Below are 21,322 nucleotides of genomic sequence, written 5' to 3' on the forward strand. Positions count from 1 at the left end.
CGCCTGTGCGCCAATCTTTTTGAAAGATTTGAAATGACGCCCGCTGCCCGGCTGTCCGCAGCCATCGAATTGATCGACACCATCGAGAAGGACCGCGTGCCTGCGGCCAAGGCGCTGAAGGAGTGGGGCACCGCGCACCGCTTCGCCGGTTCCGGCGACCGCGCCGCCATCGCCGGCCTGGTCTGGGACGTGCTGCGCCGTTACGCCTCGAGCGCGTACCTGATGGATGCCGATACCGCGCGGGCGCGGCTGATCGGCATGCTCCGCCTCGAGCGCAACATGGACACGGCCACCATGGCCGCGATGTTCGATGGCAGCCGGTTTGCGCCAGAGCCGTTGACGGAAGCCGAGCAGGCCGCGCTCGCCTCGCGTTCCCTCAAGGACGCCCCCGCCGCCGTGGCCGGCGACTATCCAGACTGGCTCGATGCCCACCTTGCAAAAGTATTCGGCGAGGACCGTGCCGCCGAGGCCGCGGCGATGGCGAGCCGGGCCCCGCTCGACCTGCGCGTCAACACGCTAAAATCCAATCGGGACAAGGTGCTGCGTGCACTTGCTCATCTTCATGCAAAACCGACGCCTTGGTCCGCAACCGGCCTTCGCATCGAGCTTTCGGCCGACGCGCGCAACCCGGGCATCCAGGCCGAGGAGGATTTCATCAAGGGCGCCATTGAGGTGCAGGATGAGGGATCGCAGCTTGCAGCCCAGTTCACTGCGGCAAAACCCGGCGAGCAGGTGATCGACCTCTGCGCCGGCGCCGGCGGCAAGACGCTGGCGCTCGCCGCCCTGATGCAGGGCAAGGGCCGGCTGATCGCCACCGACCGTGACAAGCGCCAGCTCGCCCCGATCCACGAGCGGCTATCGCGCGCCGGCGTCCACAATGCCGATGTCCGCACGCCCAAGGGCGACGCCGATCCGCTTGCCGACATCCGCAGCACCGCCGATCTCGTCGTCATCGACGCGCCCTGCACGGGAACCGGCACCTGGCGCCGCAACCCCGACGCCAAATGGCGCATGCGGCCGGGCGCCCTGGAGATTCGCCTGCGCGACCAGGCCGAGGTGCTGGAGCGCGCGGTTCCGCTGGTGAAGCCGGGGGGCCGCATCGCCTACATCACCTGCTCGGTGCTGCCGGAAGAGAACGGTGAGCAGGTGAGGGCGTTCACTGGCCGCCATTCCGAGTTCACGGTCGTCCCGCCCGAGCAGACCGCGAGCGTGCTCTGGGACAAGGCGGAGGCGTTTGGCGAGGCCGCACTGCAATCGGATGAAGGCTGGCTGATGACGCCGCGGCGGACCGGGACGGACGGGTTCTTCGTGTCGGTGCTGAGGAAATCGGGCTGACCGCGCCAGCGGCGCCCAAAATAAAAGCCCCACGAACCGAATCCGGTCGCGGGGCCTGTATTCGCTAACCGCTTCTGACCGGTACGTCCGTGGTCAGAAGCGCCTTGCGCGGGCGTTAGCCGACGCGGAGATTGTCAGCCGAGGACTTGCCGCTGCGGCGGTCGGCGACGATGTCGAACGAGACCTTCTGACCCTCGTTGAGGGAGGAGAGGCCAGCGCGCTCGACGGCGCTGATGTGCACGAATACGTCCTTTTGGCCGTCGTCCGGCTGAATGAAACCATAACCCTTTTGGGTGTTGAACCACTTCACGGTGCCCATAGCCATGGGAATGTCCTTTAGTTAGTTAGAGAGGATACGCACGCAGACCGGTACGCAGCATTGCGCCCATAGTCCCTGATGAGTCGATGTTTGGAGAATTCATCTGAAGCGTGCGCGCCCGTCAGCAACGAAGCGAAGCGGCCCAGTCGTTCGGCCAAGTATCGATGATCACAATATAGCGAGAATTTGGGGCCAGTTCAAGGCACCACCCGTGGCTCGGCATGTCGCGCGCGTTTGCTATTTTGCGGTGCAAATTTGCCGCCCTCGCGCCTCTCAATCGACGATGAAGAGCGTCGCACCCACCGCCGTCGAGGACCGGTGCGCGGCGTCGCCGAAATCCGAGACCTGGTAGCTCATCCCCGCCGTCAGCTTGAACTTGCGCCCGTCGCGCAGCTCCGAGTCGAGCTCGCCCTTCAGCACGTAGAGCACGTGACCGCGATCGCACCAATGATCGGCGAGATAGCCCGGCGAATACTCCACCATCCGCACCCGGAGTTCGCCGATATTGAGCGTCCGCCACTTGGCCTCGCCGGTCTCGCCGGGATGCGTGCTGGGTTCGACTTGGCTCCAGTCGGTCACGGTGAACGGGGATGCCGGAAGTTTCATGGCGCAGTCCTATCGGTGTCGGCAGTGTTGTTAGCGCACACCGCGGTCTCCGTCACCGCGTGTGGGAGTCACGAACCCTTCCTCATTCACACTGTCATCGCCAGCCTTGTGCGCACTTGCGCACTGGGGCGGGCGATCCAGTATTCCAGGGGCGGCAACGATCGAGCCGAGAAGCCGCGGCGTACTGGATTGCCCGCTTTCGCGGGGAATGACAGCGAGGGCGGCGCGGCCTTCCGAACCGGGGCCTAGGCCGCCAAATGATTGGCCGACCCCTGCACGATCAGCCCTTCGGCGTTCACCCGCAGATATTCGCAGATCCGCTTCCCCCGCTCGTTCTCGTAGAACACGACCACGCTGTCCGGGCTGACGAACACATCGATCAGCGAGAAATGCAGGTTCGGCAAAAGCCCCAGCGCCTTGCCCCAATAGGCGCGAAGCGCGTCCTTGCCGCGCACGGTGCCGCTGGCATCGAACCCCATCACGGGGATGCGGTCCGACGTCATCACGGCCGCCTCGTCATAGAGCGTGAGCACGCGTTCGAGGTCGCGCGCATTCCAGGCCTCGATCCAGCTGCGACCGAGTGCGGCGAGCGTTGTTGGCTGATGATGCTGAGACATGGCGTTCTCCCTGTTCGGCCCATGTTTGAGAGGAGGGCACAATAGGTCAATATTACTTACCTATATGGCTTTGTCCATGCCCAAAGAAGGATGTGGGGCGCGCGCTCGCGCGGTTGCGGGCGGCTCCCGTGTCGCGTATCTGCTGGCCATGACAGCAGCACAAAACGACCGCTCCACGTCGACGCCCTCGGTGGCCTCGGCGCACGACAAGATTCTTATCGTCGACTTCGGCAGCCAGGTGACGCAGCTGATCGCGCGCCGCGTGCGCGAGGACGGCGTCTATTGCGAGATCGTCCCGTTCAACAAGGCCGAAGCCGCCTTCAACGAGATGAAACCGAAGGCGGTGATCCTCTCCGGCGGGCCAGAGTCGGTGCACGAGGCCGGCTCGCCCCGCGTCCCGCAAGCGATCTTCGATTCCGGCGTGCCGGTGATGGGCATCTGCTACGGCCAGATGACCATGGCAGCCCAACTCGGCGGCGAGGTCGAGGGCGGCCATCACCGCGAATTCGGCCGCGCCGATGTCGAGGTGAAGGCGCCGAGCAAGCTGTTCGAGGACGTCTGGTCACCAGGCGGCAAGAATCAGGTCTGGATGAGCCATGGCGACCGGATCACCAGGATGCCGCCGGGCTTCTCGGTGGCCGGCACCTCGCCGAACGCGCCGTTCGCCATCATCCAGGACGAGACGCGCAAATATTACGGCCTGATGTTCCACCCGGAAGTGGTGCACACGCCCGACGGCGCGAAACTGATCCGCAACTTCGTGCGTAGGATCGCCGGCCTTTCCGGCGACTGGACCATGCGCGCCTTCCGCGAGGAGGAGATCCAAAAAATCCGCCAGCAGGTCGGCAAAGGCAAGGTGATCTGCGGCCTTTCCGGCGGCGTCGATTCAGCCGTCGCGGCCGTGCTGATTCACGAGGCGATCGGCGACCAGCTCACCTGCGTCTTCGTCGATCATGGCCTTTTGCGCCTCGACGAAGCCAAGACCGTGGTCGACCTGTTCCGCCACCATTACAACATCCCGCTCGTGCACGTGGATGCCTCGAAGCAGTTCCTCGGCGAGCTCGAAGGCGTCACCGATCCGGAAACGAAGCGCAAGACCATCGGCCGCCTCTTCATCGAGGTGTTTGAAGAGGAGGCCAAGAAGATCGGCGGCGCCGACTTCCTCGCGCAGGGCACGCTCTATCCTGACGTGATCGAGAGCGTCTCCTTCACTGGCGGCCCCTCGGTGACAATCAAGTCGCACCACAATGTCGGTGGCCTGCCCGAGCGCATGAACATGAAGCTCGTCGAGCCCTTGCGCGAGCTGTTCAAGGACGAGGTGCGTAAGCTGGGCCGCGAGCTCGGCCTTCCCGAAATCTTCGTTGGCCGCCACCCGTTCCCGGGCCCGGGCCTCGCCATCCGCTGCCCCGGCGAAATCACCAAAGACAAGCTCGACATCCTGCGCAAGGCCGACGCCGTCTACATCGATCAGATCCGGAAAGCAGGCCTCTACGACGAGATCTGGCAGGCCTTTGCCGTGCTGCTCCCCGTCAAGACCGTCGGCGTCATGGGCGACGGCCGCACCTACGACTACGTCGTCGGCCTGCGCGCCGTCACCTCCACCGACGGCATGACCGCGGACTTCTACCAGTTCGACATGAAGTTCTTGGGCGAGACCGCCACGCGCATCATCAACGAGGTGAAGGGCGTGAACCGGGTGGTGTATGACGTGACGAGCAAGCCACCGGGGACGATTGAGTGGGAGTAGGGGGGCGAGTTGAGGCCAATGTGGTCTCGCCGGTGTTGAGGCGCTTTGAGGAGCAACAATAGATGCATAGAATTATAAAGGCGCATCTAAACAGTTTTGTTCAGAGTCAAGGACTCGAAGCGGACGAAGAATCAATTCAGTTTGAGAAGTTTGCGATCTACTGTGTTCTTTCGTCGCGCTATAGCGCTGCGTTCGATCTCGACGACATTTCCGCAGGGGCGGGCGAGGATGGGATCGATGGGGCCGCCATTGTCATTGATGAGATCGTTACAACTTCTAACGAAGACGCAAAGGACATTTTTTCTTCGTCTCGGCGAAACCACGACGTCGATGTTCAGTTTATTCAGGCTAAGCGGTCCGAAGGTTTCGATCTCGGTGATTTTCTCAAGTTCAAAGAGGCGATACTTCGTTTTGCGACTCAATCGCCCTACCTCGTAACTAATGATGTATTGATAGAGGCACGGCAAATCTTCGACGTTGTAGTCAACGAAGTGCCGAAAATTCGGAACGGCAAGCCTTCGTTGACTGCGCGCTTTGTCACGACCGGCCTTTATCAGAAACCAGCGGCCCTTGAGACCGCGTTAGCTGATTTTCAAATTCAGCTTAAAGAGCTTGGTTTGTTTCACGACATTGACGTCCGGTTTATCGACCGAGACGAACTCACACGAATGTGGGTGAGTACGTACTCCGGGATTGACGCGAGCTTGCCTGCTTTCAGTACAGCGGCCCTACCGAACATTGCCGGAATTGACGAAGCTTACTTGGCTGTGGTTCGGGCGAGCGACTTTGTAACTAACCTCCTTGTGTCGGACGATGGAAATTTGCGGACGCAGGTATTCGAGGAGAACGTCCGTTCGTTCCTCGGTCACGATAATCCGGTCAACCAATCCATCGCGGCAACTCTGGGATCAGAGGCGGCGAGCCGGTTTCCAGTATTGAACAACGGAATCACAATCGTCAGTCCCGATATCAAATTGCAGGGTACCACCCTGCATCTACGTAACTACCAGATCGTCAACGGATGTCAGACGTCCAACGTGCTCTTTGAAAATCGCAATGCGGTGGGCGACGTTATGGTCAACATCAAAGTGGTGAAGACGCAGCTTGAGGACGTTTTCTCTGAGCTAGTCCGTGCAACAAATAGTCAGACGAAAGTGGAGGATACGCAGTTCCTTTCATTGCGTCCAATAATCAAGCGAGTTGAGCAGTACTTCAACACTTACGATGGCATGGAGAGTCGGCTTCATCTCGAACGGCGAGATCGCCAGTACGTCGGACAAGATATCCCGGCAACGAGAATCTTTTCTCTTCACAATGCCGCGAAGTGTGTGGCGGCAATGTTTTGCAATCGGCCCGAACTGGCTGCCCGATATCCGAAACAGATGTACGAAGAGCTGACGAAATCTATTTTTGCCGACGAGACGAAGGAGTCGGTCTTTTATGCATCGTGTTTGACCATGTACCATTTCAATCTGCTTGTTTCGAACAGCACCATTCCACAGAACATGAAACGCTTTAAATGGCACATGTTGCCACTGGTTCGCGCGATCGTAAGTAGTAAAACTGTCCCACAGCTAAACTCTAAGCGAGCGGAAGTGGAAGCGGCCCAAATCATTGGGGCGATGGGCCAGCATGGTCAGCCAGCGACTTTGGTTTTCAATAAGGTCGTGGAAATTTATCAGGCCTTAGGAGAGGTATCTCTAGACCGATTGAAGCGCCAGACCATCTTAAACGAGGCCCTTTCGATGGTGTGACTCGGTCCTGTGCTCGAGCTGTTTCGAGACTTGCCGTAGTCCTGATCTCGCGCAGGTGCCCAGCGCTGGCGTCCGATGTGTGTTGCGCTCCGCCATGATACAACACTGCACCGCCCTCCGGAGCTGTGTTTATGTCGACCGCCGCCACCGCTCAACCTCCCACGACGCCCACCTCCACCGACCCCGAAACCCTCGGCTGGATGCGTGGTTTTCCGCCGCCGCCCGACCGCACCATTACCTTCCAGGACGGCTCGTTCCGCAGCTTCCCCGAACTGCGCTGGGCCTGGAGCAACATCCGCCAGCTGGTGCCGACGGTGAACGTCTGGCGCGGGGCGGGGCCGGCGTCGGTGCTGCCGCGGGAGGACCATGACATCGGCGCGGTCGCCTCGATTACGATGGACGGCCGCCCGCTTACGTTCGCAAAAATGCTGGAGGAGACCTACACCGACGGCATCGCGGTGCTGCATCGGGGCAAGCTGATTTATGAGCGCTATTTCGGTGCCTTGAAGCCGCACAAACCGCATATCGCGATGTCGGTGACGAAGTCGTTCACCGGCGTGCTGGCGGGCATGCTGGTCGCCGAGGGCAAGATCGATCCGCAGGCGCCCGTCACGGATTATGTGCCGGAGCTGAAGGCAAGCGCGTTCGCCGACGCGCGCGTGCACGAGGTCATGGATATGACCACGGGGCTCGCATACACGGAGGTCTACACCGACAAGAATTCGGATGTGTGGGGATTGCGACGTGCGAACGGCATGGCGCCGATCCCGCCGGGTTATGACGGCGCGACCACGATCTTCGATTTCCTCATCGCGCAGAAGAAGCAGGGCGAGCACGGCAAGGCCTTTGCCTACAAGACGATCAACACCGACGTGCTGGCCTGGATTTGCCGCCGCGTCAGCGGCATGACGCTGTCCGATCTTCTCTCCGAGCGCATCTGGCAGCCGATGGGTGCAGAGGAGGACGCGCATTATCACGTCGACCGCATCGGCACCGAGAGCGGCGGTGGCGGTCTCTCCACGACACTGCGCGATCTCGCCCGCTTCGGCGAGACCATGCGCAATCACGGCCGCTTCAACGGCCGCCAGATCGTGCCTTCGTCTGTGGTCGAGGACATCGCGCGCGGCGGCGATCCCCAGAAATTCAAGCCGGCCGGCTACACCACGCTGCCGGGCGCCTCCTACCGCAATCAATGGTGGGTCAGCCACAATGCCCACGGCGCCTATATGGCGCGCGGCGTCCACGGCCAGGGCATCTACATCGATCCCAAAGCCGAAATGGTGATCGCCCGCTATGCCTCGCATCCCATGGCGGGCAACGCCGCCAACGATCCCGTGACACTGCCGGCCTACATGGCGCTGGCGAAGGAGCTGATGGCGGGCGGGTAGGGTGGCCGAGGCGCCCGTTCGCGCCACACGCTCGGTGTTATCGTCCGACTTGATTGGGTGATCCAGTATCCAGAGACGATCATGATTGAACCGAGAGGCCGCGGCGTACTGGGTCGCCCGGTCGAGCCGGGCGACGACAGTACAAACCGCAAGATCGGTCGAGCACGCCATGGCCGTCCGCAGCTAACTGGAGCCGCCACGGAGGAAGGACGATGAAGGCGGCGCTGCAAACCTATCAGGACCGGATGCGACGGGTGTTGGACCATATCGACCGGCATCTCGACCATGATCTGGACCTCGACACGTTGAGCGGTGTTGCGGCCTTCTCGAAATTTCATTTCCACCGGCAGTTTTCGGCGACCTTCGGGCTGTCCGTGCATCGCTATGTCCAGCTCGCCCGCATGAAGCGCGCTTCGCATCAGCTCGCCTACACGGACGCGCAGAGAGTCACGGACATCGCGATCGAGGCCGGCTACGACGCACCGGACGCCTTCGCCCGCGCCTTTCGGCAACGGTTCGGGCAATCGCCGTCGTCGTTCCGGAAATCTCCCGACTGGGAACCGTGGCTTGCGGCCTTCGGGCCTCTCGACAACGCGAGGAGCAAGCTCATGCAGACGACCTTTACCCGTGACGACGTGACGATCCGCGATGTGCCCACCACGAAGGTGGCGATCATGGAGCATCGAGGCGACCCGGCAACGCTACAAGCTACCCTCCAGCGCTTCATCGCGTGGCGCAAGGCAGCGGGCCTGCACCCCAGGACAAATCCGACCTTCAACGTCTGGCGCTCCGAACGGCGTCCTGCCTCGCCCGCCGACTACAGCGTGGACCTTTGCGTCGGTACCGACCGGGCGATCGTGGCCAATGGCGAAGGGATCAAGGCCGGCGAGATCCCCGGCGGCCGCTGCGCCGTGCTGCGCGTGGTCGGCTACACCAACAATCTGGAGCCCGCCGCGCTCTATCTTTATCGCGACTGGCTTCCGGCCAGCGGCGAGGAAGCGCGCGACTTCCCGATCTATTGCCAGCGGCTGAGCTTCTTCCCGGAGGTGCCGGAGCATGAGACGGTCGCGGAGCTCTTTCTGCCGCTGAAATAGGTCCTCGGACCGCGGCCTGTCCCAGCCGATCGCGAGCAACGGAGAGGCCGTTATCCACGACCGCCGGGCCATGACTGTTCATGTGAATGAGCATCAGCGAACTGAAGCAGATCAGGCTACTGCGCGCAGGGGATTGAACCTCATCGCCGCCCCGGCGACGCCTCAACTTCGCGACATCTTCTCGAACCGCTTCACCAGTCGCTCCCGCTTCAGCCGCGACAGCCGCTGGATCCAGAACATGCCGTCGAGTTGGTCGATCTCGTGCTGGTGGCACACCGCGCGCAGGCCGTCCGATTCCTCGGTTCGTGTGTTGCCGTCGAGATCCTGATAGCTGATCCGCACGCGCGCGTGGCGCTGGACCTCGTCGTTGACGCCGGGCATCGAGACGCTGCCTTCGCGATGCAGGATCATCTCGGGCGAGGCCCATTCAATGACCGGATTGACATAGGTGAGCGGGCCGTCGTCCCTGGCGTCGAGCTCGAGCACCACGACGCGCAAGGGCACTCCGATATGCGGCGCGGTGATGCCGATGCCCGGTGCGGCGCGCATCGTGTCGAGCAAGTCGTGCGCAAGTTCGCGCAAGCCGTCGTCGAACGCGGTCACGGGGCGCGCTGGCGTCGCGAGTCGGCGGTCGGGGTAGCGGAGGAGGGGGCGGATGGTCATGCAGGGCATCACGCGTCCGGATACGGCGTGCCGTCCTTGTGCAGGAAGCGGCCGTCGGATGCCGGGCTCATCATGTCGATGTCGGAGCAGGTGATGAGGTCGTCTTGCGAGCGCGAGCCGATTTCGAGATAGACCGCCGTCGCATTCGACCTGTTGATCATGTGATGGCCGTTGCCGCTTGCCTTGGGAAAGGCGGCGCAATCGCCCGCGCGCAGCACGGTTTCGCCGTCGTTCTCGATCAGCGTCACTTCGCCTTCCAGCACATAGACGAATTCGTCCTCGTGCGAATGCCAGTGCCGCTGGCTCGACCAACCGCCCGGCGGCAGGCGCATCAGGTTGACGCCGAAATCCGACAGGCCTCCGGCATCACCGAGCCGCTGCCGGATGCGGTCGGCGCATGGGGTGCTGAAGGGCGCCGGATAGCCGGAACCCTTGCGGGCCGGCGTCCTGGCGAGGTCAATCTTGGGCATGGACGGGTTCCCTGCATTTCAGCGCGCCGATGGAGGAGCACATCGCGACGCATCGTCGGACACAGCCGCACGCGGCGCGGCGAGCGTCTGGAGAGCGGACGGACGAATGGTCACGATCGCAATCGTGGACCAGGTCAGGATCAGTGGGATGATGCCATTGTGCAGCTGTTTTGCCCGACGAGTCAAATTGCGGCTCGCGCATCGTGAGGTGCCAGCACCCTAAGTCGTTGATCTTGCAGCACCCGGCTACTGTGCATGGGGTTGTTTTCGCGACTTTTAATTGGCAGATCACAAAACGTGCCGCAAAATTTTACGTCGGCTTGTCGACCCCGGCTGTTCCCATTCGTCTTCCACGCAAGACAGACCTGAACGGGAGACCCAAATGACCCAATCCCCCTATCGCTGGGTGATCGTCGCCGCCGGCGGCCTGCTCGGCTGCGTCGCGATCGGCGGCATGTTTTCGCTGCCGGTGTTCCTGCAGCCGATCGCGAAGGACACCGGCTGGTCGGTGACCGGCATCTCCAGCGCGATGACGATCGGCTTTCTGGCAATGGCCTTCACCAGCATGGCCTGGGGCACGCTGACGGATCGATTCGGGCCGCGGCCGGTGGTGCTGACGGGATCGACCGTGCTGGCGCTGAGCCTGTTCGCCGCGAGCCATGCGACCTCGCTGATCGTTTTCCAGTTTGTGTTCGGGCTCCTGGTCGGGGCGGCCTGCGCGGCGATCTTCGCGCCGATGATGGCGACCGTGACCGGCTGGTTCGAGACCCATCGCAGCCTCGCCGTGTCGCTGGTGTCGGCTGGCATGGGCATGGCGCCGATGACGATGGCGCCGTTCGCGGCCTGGCTCGTTTCCGGCCACGATTGGCGGACCTCGATGCAGATTGTCGCCCTGGTGGTCGGCGCCATCATGATCCCGGTCTCGTTCCTGGTGCGCCGTCCGCCGGCGCTCGCGCACGCGGCCGCCGCACCAACGGGCGAGGGGGCCGGGCAGGGCGAGCTGTCGATGGGCGAGGCATTGCGCTCGCCGCAATTTTTGATCCTGCTCGCCACCAACTTCTTCTGCTGCGCCACCCATTCCGGTCCGATCATCCACACCGTCAGCTATGCCGTGAGCTGCGGCATTCCGCTGGTCGCGGCAGTGACGATCTACAGCATCGAGGGTTTTGCCGGCCTGGGCGGCCGCATCGCCTTCGGCGTGCTCGGCGACCGCTTCGGCGCCAAGCGGGTGCTGGTCTCCGGCCTCCTGCTCCAGGCGTTCGGTGCGCTCGCCTACGTCTTCGCGCATCAGCTCACGACGTTCTACGCGGTCGGCGCCGTCTTCGGTTTCATCTATGCCGGCACCATGCCGCTCTACGCCGTGCTCATCCGCGAGAACTTTCCGCTCAAGATGATGGGCACGGTGATCGGCGGCACGGCGATGGCCGGCAGCCTCGGCATGGCAACCGGTCCGCTCGCCGGCGGCCTGATCTACGACGCGTTCTCGAGCTATGCCTGGCTCTATATCGCCTCCTGGGCGATGGGTCTCGGGGCCTTCCTGATGGCAATGACGTTCCGCCCGTTCGCAAAGCCGCAAGGCGAGGTGGCAGCGGCGCCGGCATAAGTTCGTGATCGAGGCGCAGCATCAGAGCTGCGCCTCGATCGCCGCCTTGTCGATCACCGACCAGACCTGCCGGATCTTTCCATTGTGAAACGCGTAGAAGACGTGCTCGCAAAAGGACACGCGCCTGCCGTTCACCTCGAGTCCCAGGAATTGTCCGACCGGCGCGCAGTCGAATGCCAGCCGGCACGCGATGGTGGGCGGATCTGAGGTCAGCAGCGCGATGTTGAAACGCAGATCCGGGATGTCGCGAAAGTCCTGCTCCAACATCGCACGATAGCCAGACAGGCCGAGCGGGCGGCCGTTGTGGACGACATCGTCATGCACGAACTGGCCGAGGCCCGGCCAGTCCTGCCGGTTCAGGCAGGCGATGTAATTGCGATAGCGGTCGGCGAGATCGGCGCTGTTCATCGTGAAGCTCCATGCTGCAAGGATAACGCGGCAGGAGGCGAATTCGCCTCGCGGCGTCACAGCCGCTTTTCGAAGAACAGATCGGGATAGGGATCGTCGTTGAAGCGAGGAATCTCGCGCCAGCCGGTGCTGCGGTAAAGCTGGCCGGCCTCGGGCAGCGCGCTGTTGGTGTCCAGCCGCAGCAGCCTGATGCCGAGCTCGCGCGCAGCATCTTCGGTCGCATCCATCAGGCGGCGGCCGAGCCGCAATCCGCGCGCGGCGGGCGCAACCCACAGCCGCTTGATCTCGGCATAGCCGTGATCGGTGCCCTTCAGCCCGACGCAGCCGATCGGCAGCGTGTCCGAGATCGCAACGATGAATGTGCCGCGCGGCCGGCGCATGTCCTTGGCATCGGGATCACGCGAGCGCGACACGTCGAAGCCCTGCTTGAAGCGGCGCCCGAGCTCGGCATAGTACTCGCCGAGGCAATAGCGGGCCTCCGCGCCTTGCGGGTCCATCTCGTTCAGCGTGACACGCTCGCGCGTCAGCGCGGAGGCGATCAGGTCCATCGCCGCCAGCAGCGCCTCGGCTTGCGAGTGTTGCGCGAGGATGCCGTCCGCCTGCGCGTTCGACAGCGCCTCATAGGCTGCGAACTCGCGCCGGCCCGCGCGCGTGAGCTTTGCCATGCGCCGGCGCGCATCGTCCTCGCGCGCATTGGTCTCGATCAGCCCTTCGTCCTCGAGGCTGCGAAGCAGCCGGCTCATCAATCCGGAATCAAGACCGAGATAGTCGCGGATTTCCGCCACGTCCGAGCGGCCGTGGCCGATCGCGTTGAGCACCCGCGCCGCGCCAAGCGGCCGGCCGCGGCCCAGGAACGAGGTATCCAGTGCACCGACAGCGGAAGTGACGGCGCGGTTGAAGCGGCGGACGCGGGAGACGGGGTCGAGCATGATGTCTGACTTTAGTCAGGTATCTCCTGCTGTCAATCGCTTTGGGCAGGTCAAGAGGTCCTCGCATGGCGCAGATCGCAACCGCGCTTCCCTTGCGCCGGCCGACGGGAGATCGCCGCGGCGATGCCGCGGGAGCCGCCGGTCACGCGTGCTACACCGCGGCCGGGACACGCGAGAGGTGGAGGCTGTCGCTCCACACTCTCTCAGTGCGAGCGCAGGAAATGGATCCGGGAGAGACGCTGGATTGCTTCGCTGCGCGCGCAATGACGAGGCTGGAGCTCTCGCGCGCCTCTTTGTGAGTTGTGCCCGTGCCGCGAGCCGCTACCATGCGGCCGCTCCCGGAGCGTGGGACGTGCAGCAAGCGGAGACCACATGAGCGGACAGGACCACAAAGTCAAAGGATCGGACTTGTTTGTCGCCGCGCTGGAGAACGAGGGCGTCGACCGCATCTTCGGTGTCCCCGGTGAGGAGAATCTCGACCTCGTCGAATCGCTCCGCACCTCAAGGATCGAGCTGATCCTGACGCGCCACGAGCAGGCCGCCGCCTTCATGGCTGCCACGCATGGGCGGCTGACCGGCAGGCCCGGCGTGTGTCTGTCGACGCTTGGACCTGGCGCACTTAATCTGTCCACCGGCGCGGCCTATGCGCATCTCGGTGCGATGCCGATGATCCTGATCACCGGTCAGAAGCCGATCATGAGCAGCCGGCAGGCGCGCTTCCAGATCGTCGACGTGGTTGCGACCATGAAGCCGCTGACGAAGCTGTCACGGCAGATCGTCAGCGCTTCCAGCATCCCGACCGTGGTGCGCGACGCCTTTCGCGTCGCGATGGAAGAACGGCCCGGGCCGGTTCATCTCGAATTGCCAGAAGATATCGCGGGCGACGAAGTATCCGCCGTCCCGGTGATCCCTGTCCATCCGATCGAAATTCCGGTCGCCCATCGTGCCGCACTCGACCGTGCCGCCGAGATGATCCTGGCTGCAAAGCGTCCGCTGGTGATGATGGGCGCTGCGACCAGCCGGCCGCGGTCGACGCATGGCATCGCAAGCTTCGTGCGGCGGACCGGCATTCCCTTCTTCACCACGCAGATGGGCAAGGGCACCGTGCCCGGCGGCACCAACCTCTATATGGGGACCGCCGCGCTGTCCGAACGCGACTACGTTCATGACGCGATCGATGCCGCCGACCTGATCGTCGCGATCGGCCACGACCCCATCGAGAAGCCACCCTTCATCATGGGGCCGGCGGGGCCGAAGGTGATTCACGTGAGCTATACACCGGCGAGCGTGGAGCTGGTCTATTTTCCAGACGCCGAGGTCGTCGGCGACGTCGGCCCGAGCCTGGAGCTGCTCGCCGATCGGCTCGAAGGCAAGCTGCCGCAGGCGGCGGCGCTTTTGCCGCTACGCGAAGAGATTCTCAGGCACATCGCCGATCGCGCCACCGAGGCGCGCTGGCCGCCGACACCGCAGCGGATCGTGCACGACATCCGCCAGGTGATTCCGGAGAACGGCATCGTCGCGCTCGACAACGGCATGTACAAGATCTGGTTCGCGCGCAACTACCGCACTCGCGTTGCCAACACGCTGCTGCTCGACAATGCGCTGGCGACGATGGGTGCCGGCCTGCCGTCGGCAATGATGGCCGCGATGCTCCATCCGGACCGCCGTGTGCTCGCGGTCGCCGGCGATGGCGGCTTCATGATGAACAGCCAGGAGCTGGAGAGTGCCGTCCGTCTCAAGCTCAATCTCGTCGTGCTGGTGCTCGAGGACAACGCCTACGGCATGATCCGCTGGAAGCAGGCGGTAGATCATTTTGCCGATTACGGCATGACCTTTGGAAATCCGGACTTTGTCGTCTATGCCAAGGCCTACGGCGCCAAGGGGCATCGCATCGTGAGCATCGACAGCTTCGGCCCGACGCTGGAGGCGGCCTTCAAGGAGGGCGGCGTGCACCTCGTCTCGATTCCGATCGATTATTCGGAGAACGTGCGGGTGCTGGTCGACGAGCTGCGGGCGCATGAAAAGTCAAAGGCGTAAGTGTGTTCGACACTTCGCCACACCCGTCATTGCGAGCGCAGCGAAGCAATCCAGAGCCGTTCCGCAGAGGCAGTCTGGATTGCTTCGTCGCTTCGCTCCTCGCAATGACGGGGTATGCCGACCAGCCCGAATGCGATAACAACTTGCGGCAACATCCAACCAACCACAGGAATATGAAATGACCCGGGTTCGTTGTGTCACCGAGATGGGCATGGGCGTCGACGTCCACGGCAGGGATGCCACCAAGGCGGCGAAACGTGCGGTGTCGGACGCGATCAGGCATTCGAGCCTCGGCTTTTTTCGGATGATCGGGAAGACCGCGAACGACATGTTTGTCGACGTCACGATCGCCGTGCCCAATCCGGAAGCCGTCGACAAGGAAGCCGTCGCCAAGGAGCTGCCTTACGGCACAGTGACTGTCAACGCAGTCAAGGGCGGGCTGGAGATTCCCTCGGCCACGGAAGTGGCCAACGACCCCATCCTCATCGCCAATGCGGCCGTGATCGTCAGCTTCGACAAGGACTAGGCCGGTGTCCGACAGCGATATGGCGCTGCTGGATCGTCCGATCTGGAGCGCTCTGACAACGCGTCAGAAGCATCTGGCCGAAGGCGGCCCGCGGGCGCTGCGCTATCCCGTGGACATGACGCCGTTTGCCGACATGATCGACCTGTCCCCGGCAAGCTTTGCTGCGCTCGGTGATCTCATGACGGGATCGCAAGTCGCTGCGCTGTTTACGCCGGAGCCGGTCGACGTGCCCGCCGGCTTCAAGGTCGTGCTCGCCGAGACCGGCGAGCAGATGATCGGATCGCCCGCCGACAGCCCGCTCCGCGATGCCGAGATCGTCACGCTGGGACCCGCCGACGTGCCCGCCATGATGGCGCTGACAGAGCTGACCAAGCCGGGCCCGTTCGCGCTGCGCACGCACGAACTGGGGACGTTCTTCGGCATCCGTGCCGGCGGCGAGCTGGTTGCCATGGCCGGCGAGCGGATGAAGCCAGGCAATTTCACGGAAATGACGGCCGTGTGCGTGCATCCTGATCATCGCGGCCGCGGCTATGCGCAGGCGCTGCTCGCGGCGGTCGCGCGGCAGATCGAGGCGCGCGGCGAAATTCCTTTCCTGCACGTATTTTCGAACAACGCGTCCGCCATCGCGCTCTATCAGCGGCAGGGCATGCGGATTCGCCGTCGCCTGCACGTGACGGCGCTGATGAAGCAGGAATGAGCTGCGCCGCGGGCTTCATATCCGGCGAATTCGCGCTATATCGTTCCCAACCATAATTTGAGGAAACACATGGACGCCAGGACACCTGATTTTTCCGCCGCGCGGACGGCGATGCAGCGCTACGTCGATCAGGAGATCATCCCCGGTGCATCTTGGGCTGTGCTGCGGGGGCGCGATGTCGTCGACCAGCAATGCGTCGGCTTTGCCGACCGCGAGGCCAACACCGCGCTTCGGCCCGACCACATTTTTCGTGCATTTTCCAATACAAAGATCTTCGTCACCTGCGCCATCATGCTGCTGGTGGAGGAGGGCCGCGTCGGGCTCGATGATCCCGTCGAGAAATTTCTGCCGCAGCTCGGCCATCGCACGGTGTTGAAGCCGGGGGCTGCGAGCCTTGCCGATGTCGAGCCGGCGAGGGGCCCGATCACGATCCGACAGCTGCTGACCCACACGTCCGGGCTCAGCTACGGCATCTTCGATCCGGGCACGGTGCTGTTCAAAGGCTACAACGAGGCGCGCGTGCTCAATCCGCTGACGCCGCTCGCCGACATGATCGACCGGCTTGCCGATCTGCCCTTGTCCTATCATCCCGGCACCGGCTGGGAATATTCGGTGGCGACCGACGTGCTCGGCCGCGTCGTCGAGGTCGTCTCCGGCCAGCAGTTCGACGCTTTCCTCAAGGCGCGCATCTTCGATCCGCTCGGCATGACCGATACAGGCTTCTATGTGCCGGAAGCGCAGCAGGGCAGGCTGGTGGCACTCTATAACGGCGCTGATGTGCTCGATCCCATGAAGCCCGGCCTCACGCGGGCCGACCATCTGCCTTATTCGCAGGCCTATCGGCGGCCGTTGCCGCGGCTGTCCGGCGGCGGCGGTCTGGTCTCGACCTTGCCCGACATGCTGGCGCTGGTGCGCGCGTTGCTGCCCGGTTCTGATGCGCTGCTGAAGCCGGAGACGCTGCGGCTGATGATGACGAACCAGCTGCCCGCTGGCCAGACCATCCGCTTCGCCAATCTCGGGCCGATCCCCGGCAAGGGGTTCGGTCTCGGTGGCGCCGTCACCTTCGCGCCGACGCCGTTTGATCCGCCGAACTCGACCGGTGAATTCCAGTGGGGCGGGCTTGCAGGCACCCATTGGTGGATCTGCCCTGACGCCAACACCGCCGGCGTGCTGATGGCCCAGCGCTACATGGGGTTCTGGAATCCCTTTTTCTTCGAGTTCAAGCGTCTGGCCTATCAGGCGGTCGGCGCGACATGACGAGAGTTCGGCCTGGCTCGTCGGCTGTGCCAGACACAAGGTGAGCCGGAGGCGTTGCCTCCCGCCCGTCCTCGTCAGTCCTTCCACGGATCGAACTCGCCTTCGCCGGCCATGGCGACGGCGAACGGCCGCAGCGTGTGCAGCACCCGCACGGTGCCGGCGTGCTGCGCCAGCACGTCCGGCAGGCGGCGATAGGCCATCGGGCTCTCATCGAGGTCGGCACCAACAAGGGTGACTCCGCGCTCGCTCAGCCATCGGTCCATCTCCGCGCGCGAGAAGCGCCGCTTCGCCTCCCTTCGTCCGAACAGGCGGCCGGCGCCGTGCACGGTCGAGTACAGCGAGGCCTTGGCTTCGGGGCTGTCGACGCCCTCGAGGATGACGGCGTCGTCACCCATCGAGCCGCCGACGAATCCCTTCTGGCCCGGAAACGCCGGCGTCGCGCCCTTGCGCACCACCCACAAATCACGGCCGTCGTGGGTCTCGCGCCAGGCGTAGTTGTGGTGGTTGTGCACGCTCTCGGTCACGCTGCCGCCGATGATCCGGCGGACGCGCTCGACGACCCACTCGCGGCCGGCATAGGCGTAACGTCCGGCGAGCTGCATCGCCGCGATGTAGCGGCGGCCGAGCTCGGACTCCTCGTCGACCACGGCAGGCGGCACGTTCATGCCATCCTTGCCGCCGGCGGCCTTGAGATAGCGCGTCGCGGAGGTGTGCCCGAGGCCGCGGCTTCCGAAGTGGACACCGACCCAAACAAAGCCTTCCTCGTCGCGCATGAGATCGACATAGTGGTTGCCCGATCCGACCGTGCCGAGCTGGCTCACCGCCTTCTGACGATAGGCCTCCATGTCGCTCTCGCGCCAGGCATCGCCGTCGTCGAACAGCGCGTGCTCGGCCCGCTCGGCATTGGCCCGGCCGACACCGAACGAGATCGTCTTGGCGACGTCGCGGATGATCGTGGGCACGATGTCGACGATATCGTCGAAGCGCGTGTCGAGCTTTGCGGCCATGTTGCCGCAGCCGATGTCGAAGCCGACGCCGGAGATGCTGATCTGCTTCTCATAGGCGATGACGCCGCCGACCGGCTGGGCATAACCGAGATGGCCGTCGGCGCAGATCACGCCGGATACGACATTGCCGACCGCCATGCAGTTGCGCATCTGCGCCACGGTCGCCTCCTCATGCGGACCGAAGATCTTCAGCGGCGCATTCTGGAAGCGCGCCTCCTGCGGGCGCAGCTTCGCGAGCTCGCTCGCGGCGGTGTTGGCTTCGCGGGCGAGATGCTCCTTGCGCGCGGCGTCGCGGTACGAGCACCAGGCCGGCTGGCCGCGTCCTTCGCCGACGCGCGAGTCGGGATCGATACCGGCGGCGAGGCAGAGCTCGCGGGCGCGTTCCATGTAGGGATCGGATCGTCGCATGGCCGTGATTCCTGCTTCACTTCCTGCGCGCACCACAGAGTGGACGCGCGGCTCCTGTCAGAGATTTCGCTGGTTCCAGGCGCAGTCCCGCGTCCGGATTCGCTGTCCTTTCGCATTAATTCAACGCCGTCTTCGAGGTAGTGATCCACGCAACCGAGGCTTCGGAGAAGCGCCGCGGGCAACAAAAAACCCTCCGGAGCGGCAGGCTCGGGAGGGTCCGTGAGAAGCGGACTGTCGATCTTGCGGTTAGGCAAGATCGCTCCGATGAGCCGGGCATGCGACATCGGATTGGCCGAAGGCCGTTCGACAGTCGCGCAAATCTTTCGTAGCGGTACAGCATCGCTCGGTTCATGTTGTCGGTCGCGAACGGAAGTGCTCGCGAGGCCGCGGGAGGCAACCCGCGGTTGTCAAGCAACGGCGCGTGTGAAATTGCAAGATATGGACGCAAGACATGGACGAATGAGTGCCAACCTATCTCGGTCTCGATGGATTTCGCTTCGGCTGGGTCGCTGCCTGGATCGATGAGCGCGGCGATCACGGCTTCGATTACTCACCGGGCCTGACGCGCCTGCTCGCGTTGCCGCATGCGCGCGCGATGATCGACATGCCGATCGGCTTGAATCCGAGCGGCTATCGCGCTTGCGATCTGCGTGCGCGCGAATTGATCGGCCCTGCCGTGTTTCTCGGCGCGCGCCGCGACCTGTGGACGTTCCCGGATATGGCTGCGGCGAATCGCTATTACTGGGATCAGGAGGGCAAGGGCAGGGGCGTATCGGCGCAGCTCTGGAACATCAGAGACAAGCTCAAGGAGGTCGACGATGCCATGGCGCCGGCGCGGCAACCGACGATCGGCGAGGCCCATCCTGAATTGATCTTCTGGAATCTGGCCGGACGAGTTCGGCTTGAGCCGAAGACGTCACCGCGTGGTCAAGCGCAGCGTATTGCTCTGCTGAGAGACCGGGGCTTCACCAAGATCGAGACATGGCTGACGCTTCGCTATCGCACCGGCATCGGCCGTGACGATCTGATCGATGCCTGCGCCTGCGCGGTCGCGGCGCGCGAGAGCACGCAACGTGTCGGCGACGACGAGATCGATCCGCGAGGCCTGAGAATGGAGATCAACTATTGAGCCCTCCTTAGCCCTCGCGATCGCTTCCGTCTCCCGTGTAGCGCCGGCGAGGATAACTCTGCTTCAGATGAACGCCATCGTCGTCCAGCCTTGCTGCTCTCTGTTCGTACTCCTCGGCCATGGACTGCAGCCGCCGCGCAGCTTCGCTATGTGCGAGATCGCCGGCGACGCGGCGGCACCGCTCAGCATGGTCCAGCAGTGCGCGCTTCTCGATGCTCATCCGGCGATAACGCTTGGAAGGCTTAATGGTCCCTGCGCGGGCGCTTGGAACAGCGCAAGGGGCTTTGTCTCGATGACCGGGAAAAAGTAGCAATATTTTCAAGCGGCCAAGGAACATGGTTCCTGAGCCGACGTTGAAGCCAAAGGCTGCTGAGGGACAAGATAACTATGTATGACACCTGCCAATTGGCGACCGCGATGCTCGCGGTTGCCTTTACGGCCCTGCTGTTGATCACGGGCCAACGGTTCATCGAGTACCGATTGCAACATGAAGCAATGATTCCGATCGTGGCGCTCGCAACGCTGCCGCCATAAGCGCGGGTTCGCCGGGACGAATCGTGACTTGCGCCGGACGGCGTCCTGCCTAGATTGTGCACGCCTCAGTCCATGCACCACAGGTCTCGATGTCCGATCTCTCCGCCTTTCCCATCACCAAGCGTTGGCCGGCGAAACATCCCGAACTGCTTCAGCTCTATTCCTTGCCGACGCCGAACGGCGTCAAGGTCTCGATTATGCTGGAAGAGATTGGATTGCCTTACGAAGTCCACCTCGTCGATTTCGGCAAGGACGACCAGAAGACGACCGAATTCCTCTCGCTCAATCCGAACGGCAAGATCCCGGCGATCCTCGATCCGAACGGCCCGGGCGGCAGGCCGCTACCGCTGTTCGAATCCGGGGCGATCCTGCAATACCTCGCCGAGAAGACCGGCAAGCTTCTGCCGGAAGACGCCGCACGCCGCTATCAGACCATCCAATGGGTGCATTTCCAGATGGGCGGCATCGGGCCGATGTTCGGCCAGGTGGGCTTTTTCCACAAATTTGCCGGCAAGGATTTCGAGGACAGGCGGCCACTCGAACGCTACGTGAGCGAGTCCAAGCGCTTGCTCGGCGTGATGGAGACGCAACTCGCCGGCCGGCACTGGTTCATGGATGACGATTACACGATCGCCGACATCTCGATGCTCGGCTGGGTGCGTAATCTCATCGGCTTCTACGGCGCAGGCGATCTCGTCGAGTTCAGCCAGTTCAAATCGGTCGGCGCTTGGCTTGAACGAGGTCTCGCGCGTCCGGCGGTGCAGCGCGGGCTGAATATTCCGAAACGGCCGTGA

General features: G+C 63.5%; 21 protein-coding genes. 12 read left to right on the top strand and 9 right to left on the bottom strand.

Annotation, left to right across the window (positions count from 1 at the left end; all coding sequences use genetic code 11):
- Positions 1-33: 33 nt before the first annotated feature.
- Positions 34-1,335 (top strand): RsmB/NOP family class I SAM-dependent RNA methyltransferase, encoded by a 1,302-nt coding sequence (locus IVB01_RS18220; protein WP_247276965.1) that lies wholly within the window; start codon positions 34-36, stop codon positions 1,333-1,335.
- Between the two features lie 115 nt (positions 1,336-1,450).
- Here IVB01_RS18220 and IVB01_RS18225 read toward each other — a convergent pair whose 3' ends face one another.
- From IVB01_RS18225 to IVB01_RS18235, 3 genes are all read right to left on the bottom strand, one after another.
- Complete coding sequence (locus IVB01_RS18225; RefSeq protein ID WP_008141931.1) at positions 1,451-1,660, bottom strand: cold-shock protein; 210 nt, start codon at positions 1,658-1,660, stop codon at positions 1,451-1,453.
- Between the two features lie 267 nt (positions 1,661-1,927).
- Positions 1,928-2,260 carry a DHCW motif cupin fold protein gene (locus tag IVB01_RS18230; RefSeq protein WP_247449243.1) on the bottom strand — a complete coding sequence of 111 codons (333 nt, stop codon included), beginning with the start codon at positions 2,258-2,260 and terminating at the stop codon, positions 1,928-1,930.
- 245 nt (positions 2,261-2,505) lie between these two features.
- Positions 2,506-2,877 carry a nuclear transport factor 2 family protein gene (locus IVB01_RS18235; protein WP_247276966.1) on the bottom strand — a complete coding sequence of 124 codons (372 nt, stop codon included), beginning with the start codon at positions 2,875-2,877 and terminating at the stop codon, positions 2,506-2,508.
- Positions 2,878-3,025: 148 nt separating this feature from the next.
- Between IVB01_RS18235 and guaA the strand changes: the two genes are divergently transcribed.
- From guaA to IVB01_RS18255, 4 genes are all read left to right on the top strand, one after another.
- Positions 3,026-4,624 carry a glutamine-hydrolyzing GMP synthase gene (guaA, locus tag IVB01_RS18240; RefSeq protein ID WP_247276967.1) on the top strand — a complete coding sequence of 533 codons (1,599 nt, stop codon included), beginning with the start codon at positions 3,026-3,028 and terminating at the stop codon, positions 4,622-4,624.
- A gap of 62 nt (positions 4,625-4,686) precedes the next feature.
- Positions 4,687-6,378, top strand: a complete 1,692-nt coding sequence (locus IVB01_RS18245) for an AIPR family protein (RefSeq protein ID WP_247494720.1) — start codon at positions 4,687-4,689, stop codon at positions 6,376-6,378.
- Between the two features lie 131 nt (positions 6,379-6,509).
- The gene (locus IVB01_RS18250) at positions 6,510-7,766 is read left to right on the top strand and encodes a serine hydrolase (protein ID WP_247281679.1); all 1,257 of its coding nucleotides are present in this window, start codon (positions 6,510-6,512) and stop codon (positions 7,764-7,766) included.
- Positions 7,767-7,978: 212 nt separating this feature from the next.
- Complete coding sequence (locus tag IVB01_RS18255) at positions 7,979-8,860, top strand: AraC family transcriptional regulator (protein WP_247281678.1); 882 nt, start codon at positions 7,979-7,981, stop codon at positions 8,858-8,860.
- A 162-nt stretch (positions 8,861-9,022) separates the two neighbouring features.
- Here IVB01_RS18255 and IVB01_RS18260 read toward each other — a convergent pair whose 3' ends face one another.
- Positions 9,023-9,523 carry a peptide deformylase gene (locus IVB01_RS18260; protein ID WP_247281677.1) on the bottom strand — a complete coding sequence of 167 codons (501 nt, stop codon included), beginning with the start codon at positions 9,521-9,523 and terminating at the stop codon, positions 9,023-9,025.
- An 8-nt stretch (positions 9,524-9,531) separates the two neighbouring features.
- Complete coding sequence (locus IVB01_RS18265) at positions 9,532-9,993, bottom strand: cupin domain-containing protein (protein ID WP_247281676.1); 462 nt, start codon at positions 9,991-9,993, stop codon at positions 9,532-9,534.
- 382 nt (positions 9,994-10,375) lie between these two features.
- On the opposite strand from IVB01_RS18265, the gene IVB01_RS18270 reads away from it, so the two are divergent.
- Positions 10,376-11,596 (top strand): MFS transporter, encoded by a 1,221-nt coding sequence (locus IVB01_RS18270; RefSeq protein WP_247281675.1) that lies wholly within the window; start codon positions 10,376-10,378, stop codon positions 11,594-11,596.
- Positions 11,597-11,617: 21 nt separating this feature from the next.
- On the opposite strand, the gene IVB01_RS18275 is transcribed toward IVB01_RS18270, so the two are convergent.
- Complete coding sequence (locus tag IVB01_RS18275; protein ID WP_247449248.1) at positions 11,618-12,004, bottom strand: ester cyclase; 387 nt, start codon at positions 12,002-12,004, stop codon at positions 11,618-11,620.
- Between the two features lie 56 nt (positions 12,005-12,060).
- Complete coding sequence (locus tag IVB01_RS18280) at positions 12,061-12,933, bottom strand: bifunctional helix-turn-helix transcriptional regulator/GNAT family N-acetyltransferase (protein ID WP_247281673.1); 873 nt, start codon at positions 12,931-12,933, stop codon at positions 12,061-12,063.
- Between the two features lie 372 nt (positions 12,934-13,305).
- Between IVB01_RS18280 and IVB01_RS18285 the strand changes: the two genes are divergently transcribed.
- The 4 genes from IVB01_RS18285 (at position 13,306) to IVB01_RS18300 (ending at position 17,450) form a co-directional block, all read left to right on the top strand.
- Positions 13,306-14,970, top strand: a complete 1,665-nt coding sequence (locus IVB01_RS18285) for an acetolactate synthase large subunit (protein ID WP_247281672.1) — start codon at positions 13,306-13,308, stop codon at positions 14,968-14,970.
- A 178-nt stretch (positions 14,971-15,148) separates the two neighbouring features.
- Positions 15,149-15,496, top strand: coding sequence for a Lin0512 family protein (locus tag IVB01_RS18290; protein WP_200454603.1), 348 nt, complete (start codon positions 15,149-15,151; stop codon positions 15,494-15,496).
- 4 nt (positions 15,497-15,500) lie between these two features.
- On the top strand, positions 15,501-16,193 hold the full coding sequence (locus IVB01_RS18295; RefSeq protein ID WP_247494721.1) for a GNAT family N-acetyltransferase: 693 nt from the start codon (positions 15,501-15,503) through the stop codon (positions 16,191-16,193).
- Positions 16,194-16,262: 69 nt separating this feature from the next.
- Positions 16,263-17,450: a serine hydrolase domain-containing protein gene (locus tag IVB01_RS18300; RefSeq protein WP_247449251.1), complete on the top strand. Its 1,188-nt coding sequence runs from the start codon at positions 16,263-16,265 to the stop codon at positions 17,448-17,450.
- A gap of 74 nt (positions 17,451-17,524) precedes the next feature.
- On the opposite strand, the gene IVB01_RS18305 is transcribed toward IVB01_RS18300, so the two are convergent.
- Complete coding sequence (locus IVB01_RS18305; protein WP_247281668.1) at positions 17,525-18,865, bottom strand: RtcB family protein; 1,341 nt, start codon at positions 18,863-18,865, stop codon at positions 17,525-17,527.
- A gap of 463 nt (positions 18,866-19,328) precedes the next feature.
- Here IVB01_RS18305 and IVB01_RS18310 point away from each other — a divergent pair, with 463 nt between their 5' ends.
- Positions 19,329-19,994, top strand: coding sequence for a DUF429 domain-containing protein (locus IVB01_RS18310; protein WP_247281667.1), 666 nt, complete (start codon positions 19,329-19,331; stop codon positions 19,992-19,994).
- A gap of 7 nt (positions 19,995-20,001) precedes the next feature.
- Here the strand turns inward: IVB01_RS18310 and IVB01_RS18315 are convergent, their stop codons facing one another.
- Positions 20,002-20,214 carry a hypothetical protein gene (locus tag IVB01_RS18315; RefSeq protein WP_247281666.1) on the bottom strand — a complete coding sequence of 71 codons (213 nt, stop codon included), beginning with the start codon at positions 20,212-20,214 and terminating at the stop codon, positions 20,002-20,004.
- A gap of 403 nt (positions 20,215-20,617) precedes the next feature.
- Between IVB01_RS18315 and IVB01_RS18320 the strand changes: the two genes are divergently transcribed.
- Positions 20,618-21,322: a glutathione S-transferase N-terminal domain-containing protein gene (locus IVB01_RS18320; RefSeq protein ID WP_247281665.1), complete on the top strand. Its 705-nt coding sequence runs from the start codon at positions 20,618-20,620 to the stop codon at positions 21,320-21,322.

Origin of the sequence: Bradyrhizobium sp. 164, assembly GCF_023073715.1 — a bacterium.
Classification (GTDB): domain Bacteria; phylum Pseudomonadota; class Alphaproteobacteria; order Rhizobiales; family Xanthobacteraceae; genus Bradyrhizobium.

What these genes read in the sequence shown, in the direction of transcription:
- IVB01_RS18315 (WP_247281666.1), bottom strand. Translation starts at nt 20,214, where the DNA reads ATGAGCATCGAGAAGCGCGCACTGCTGGACCATGCTGAGCGGTGCCGC.
- IVB01_RS18235 (WP_247276966.1), bottom strand. Translation starts at nt 2,877, where the DNA reads ATGTCTCAGCATCATCAGCCAACAACGCTCGCCGCACTCGGTCGCAGC.
- IVB01_RS18230 (WP_247449243.1), bottom strand. Translation starts at nt 2,260, where the DNA reads ATGAAACTTCCGGCATCCCCGTTCACCGTGACCGACTGGAGCCAAGTC.
- IVB01_RS18285 (WP_247281672.1), top strand. Translation starts at nt 13,306, where the DNA reads ATGAGCGGACAGGACCACAAAGTCAAAGGATCGGACTTGTTTGTCGCC.
- IVB01_RS18265 (WP_247281676.1), bottom strand. Translation starts at nt 9,993, where the DNA reads ATGCCCAAGATTGACCTCGCCAGGACGCCGGCCCGCAAGGGTTCCGGC.
- IVB01_RS18255 (WP_247281678.1), top strand. Translation starts at nt 7,979, where the DNA reads ATGAAGGCGGCGCTGCAAACCTATCAGGACCGGATGCGACGGGTGTTG.
- IVB01_RS18220 (WP_247276965.1), top strand. Translation starts at nt 34, where the DNA reads ATGACGCCCGCTGCCCGGCTGTCCGCAGCCATCGAATTGATCGACACC.
- IVB01_RS18280 (WP_247281673.1), bottom strand. Translation starts at nt 12,933, where the DNA reads ATGCTCGACCCCGTCTCCCGCGTCCGCCGCTTCAACCGCGCCGTCACT.
- IVB01_RS18225 (WP_008141931.1), bottom strand. Translation starts at nt 1,660, where the DNA reads ATGGCTATGGGCACCGTGAAGTGGTTCAACACCCAAAAGGGTTATGGT.
- IVB01_RS18270 (WP_247281675.1), top strand. Translation starts at nt 10,376, where the DNA reads ATGACCCAATCCCCCTATCGCTGGGTGATCGTCGCCGCCGGCGGCCTG.
- IVB01_RS18245 (WP_247494720.1), top strand. Translation starts at nt 4,687, where the DNA reads ATGCATAGAATTATAAAGGCGCATCTAAACAGTTTTGTTCAGAGTCAA.
- IVB01_RS18300 (WP_247449251.1), top strand. Translation starts at nt 16,263, where the DNA reads ATGGACGCCAGGACACCTGATTTTTCCGCCGCGCGGACGGCGATGCAG.
- IVB01_RS18290 (WP_200454603.1), top strand. Translation starts at nt 15,149, where the DNA reads ATGACCCGGGTTCGTTGTGTCACCGAGATGGGCATGGGCGTCGACGTC.
- IVB01_RS18320 (WP_247281665.1), top strand. Translation starts at nt 20,618, where the DNA reads ATGTCCGATCTCTCCGCCTTTCCCATCACCAAGCGTTGGCCGGCGAAA.
- IVB01_RS18275 (WP_247449248.1), bottom strand. Translation starts at nt 12,004, where the DNA reads ATGAACAGCGCCGATCTCGCCGACCGCTATCGCAATTACATCGCCTGC.
- IVB01_RS18260 (WP_247281677.1), bottom strand. Translation starts at nt 9,523, where the DNA reads ATGACCATCCGCCCCCTCCTCCGCTACCCCGACCGCCGACTCGCGACG.
- IVB01_RS18305 (WP_247281668.1), bottom strand. Translation starts at nt 18,865, where the DNA reads ATGCGACGATCCGATCCCTACATGGAACGCGCCCGCGAGCTCTGCCTC.
- IVB01_RS18250 (WP_247281679.1), top strand. Translation starts at nt 6,510, where the DNA reads ATGTCGACCGCCGCCACCGCTCAACCTCCCACGACGCCCACCTCCACC.
- guaA (WP_247276967.1), top strand. Translation starts at nt 3,026, where the DNA reads ATGACAGCAGCACAAAACGACCGCTCCACGTCGACGCCCTCGGTGGCC.